Annotated in this window: 2 protein-coding genes and 2 pseudogenes; all 4 read right to left on the bottom strand. The window is 57.9% G+C overall.

Annotated features, from left to right (window positions below):
* Positions 1–767, bottom strand: a pseudogene (locus BTE28158_RS32185) (RHS repeat protein); the annotation flags it as partial.
* 188 nt (positions 768–955) lie between these two features.
* A complete protein-coding gene (locus tag BTE28158_RS32180; RefSeq protein WP_124629133.1) occupies positions 956–1,219 on the bottom strand; it encodes a DUF7660 family protein in 264 nt (87 codons plus the stop codon).
* A gap of 1 nt (position 1,220) precedes the next feature.
* Positions 1,221–1,523 carry a hypothetical protein gene (locus BTE28158_RS32740; protein WP_151052567.1) on the bottom strand — a complete coding sequence of 101 codons (303 nt, stop codon included), beginning with the start codon at positions 1,521–1,523 and terminating at the stop codon, positions 1,221–1,223.
* Between the two features lie 42 nt (positions 1,524–1,565).
* Positions 1,566–1,723 (bottom strand): annotated as a pseudogene (locus tag BTE28158_RS33165) (RHS repeat-associated core domain-containing protein); the annotation flags it as partial.

The following is a 1,723-nucleotide window of genomic DNA, read 5'->3' as shown; positions in this document are numbered from 1 at the left end:
TGGCCCAGGCGGGTGTAGTGCTGGTGCTCACGCACCAGGTTGCCGGCCGGGTCGTGGAACCATTGCAGGCGGCTGTCGGCGTTGGTCGCCAGCGCCAGGTTGCCGTTGAGGTCGTAGGCAAAGGTCTCGATCTGCCAGTCCTGCTCGCGCGGACTCGCGTCGCCGGTTTGCAGCGCAGCGCGCCGCTCGGTGAGGCGGCCCATCGGATCGAAGGTGTAGGCGGTGATGCGCTGCCCGTCGATGGCGCGCGCCAGTTTGCCGGTCTCCTCCTCGTACTCGTAGCGCGTGATGGCACCGTCGAAGCCGGTTTCCGCCAGCAGACGGCCCACTGGGTCGTAGTGGAACTCGGCATCGCGGCCGTTCTCGTTGCGCAGCGCGGTGAGCTGGCCGAGCTTGTCCCACTGGTAGCGCAGCGACTGGCCGGCGGCGTCCACCCGCTTGGCCAGCAGCCCGGCCTCGGTGTAGTCCCATTCGGTGCGCCGGCCCAGCGCATCGATGTGGGTTAGCAGCCGGCCTTCGGCGTCGCGCTCGAAGTGTTCTTCGGTATCGTCCGGGTAGCGGATGGCGGCGAGCTGGCCGCGCTCGTAGCGGTAGCGGGTGACCTGGCCCGCTGCGTCGGTGAACTGCACAAGCTGGCCGCGCTCGTCGTAGGCCCATTCGCTGGCCTTGGCCGAGCAGTCCACGTAGCGGGTGAGCTGGCCGCTGCTGTTGTACTCGAGCTGCCTGGTCTTGCCGCTGGCATCGGTGATGCCGATCGGCAGGCCCATACTCGGATCTTGGGGAATGACTTCCTTAACGCCACCAAGACCGCCAAGGTTGCGTGCAATCGGGTGCCCGACATCATCGCTCGCACACCCAGAGGCTCGCGCCGCAGCGCGTGAACTTGCATTGGTCGCGGTACCCGTGCCCAGGTCCTTTGGACAGATTTTTTCGGTTGTGCTCTTGAGTGTGCCATTTATTCATACATTGTTGCAGCAACTACAATATCCGCGAGAACCCTCCAATTCATCGTATCAAGCTTCATCTCGCTAGCTATACCCATATTTTCGTAATAGCCGTCCATATCTTCAACCCAGGAAGCCATTGCCTCAAGATACGAATCAACAGTATTGTTCTCGATCGACTGCCCATTTCTTATTGATTTCACAAAATCAGAAATAAAATCAACAAAATCTTCCCTTGTCTTTATTTCCGACACTCTCTTTCTGTCAATCGTCATCTCACTCAACGGTCATTGACTGACCATTCTCCATCTTCAAGCGGATAGATGTCCCACCATTCTTGGTACTCATCTTCCACATCTGGTTATCAATCTCGTCTTTTGATGCCATTTGGTATGGCATGCACTTGCGTGCCAATTTGAATGCCGCGAGCCGCCTGTGATCGAGCGTCCACAGCTTCCCAGCACCATCCTTCCAAATCTTGGTCTTCAATATATTAGGATCGAGTGTTCCATCCTGCAAAGCTTGTGCGTTCGCGAGAACCGTATAGTCACCTGTAACATTCTTTGCGCTGCTTTGCATAAAATGCACCTGAGAGGGATCTATTGTTCCCGCCGGGCAATCACAGGGGCAACGCTTCGACAAACCTAACGGGTCGCTCCACTCAATCGGGTTTGGTGCATACTGCCATAGGTTATGCCCCCCCCCGCATACCCAATCGGATCCTTGCTAACGAACCGCCCCACCTCCGGATCGTAATACCGATAGCGGTTGTAGTGCAG

Origin of the sequence: Burkholderia diffusa (assembly GCF_902499115.1) — a bacterium.
Classification (GTDB): domain Bacteria; phylum Pseudomonadota; class Gammaproteobacteria; order Burkholderiales; family Burkholderiaceae; genus Burkholderia; species Burkholderia diffusa.
The sequence above is the reverse complement of the archived record's forward strand: the minus strand, read 5'-3'. Positions and strand labels throughout refer to the sequence as shown.

Bases quoted from the DNA above. Each gene is read 5' to 3' on its own strand.
- BTE28158_RS32180 (WP_124629133.1), bottom strand. From the start codon at position 1,219: ATGACGATTGACAGAAAGAGAGTGTCGGAAATAAAGACAAGGGAAGAT.
- BTE28158_RS32740 (WP_151052567.1), bottom strand. From the start codon at position 1,523: ATGCAAAGCAGCGCAAAGAATGTTACAGGTGACTATACGGTTCTCGCG.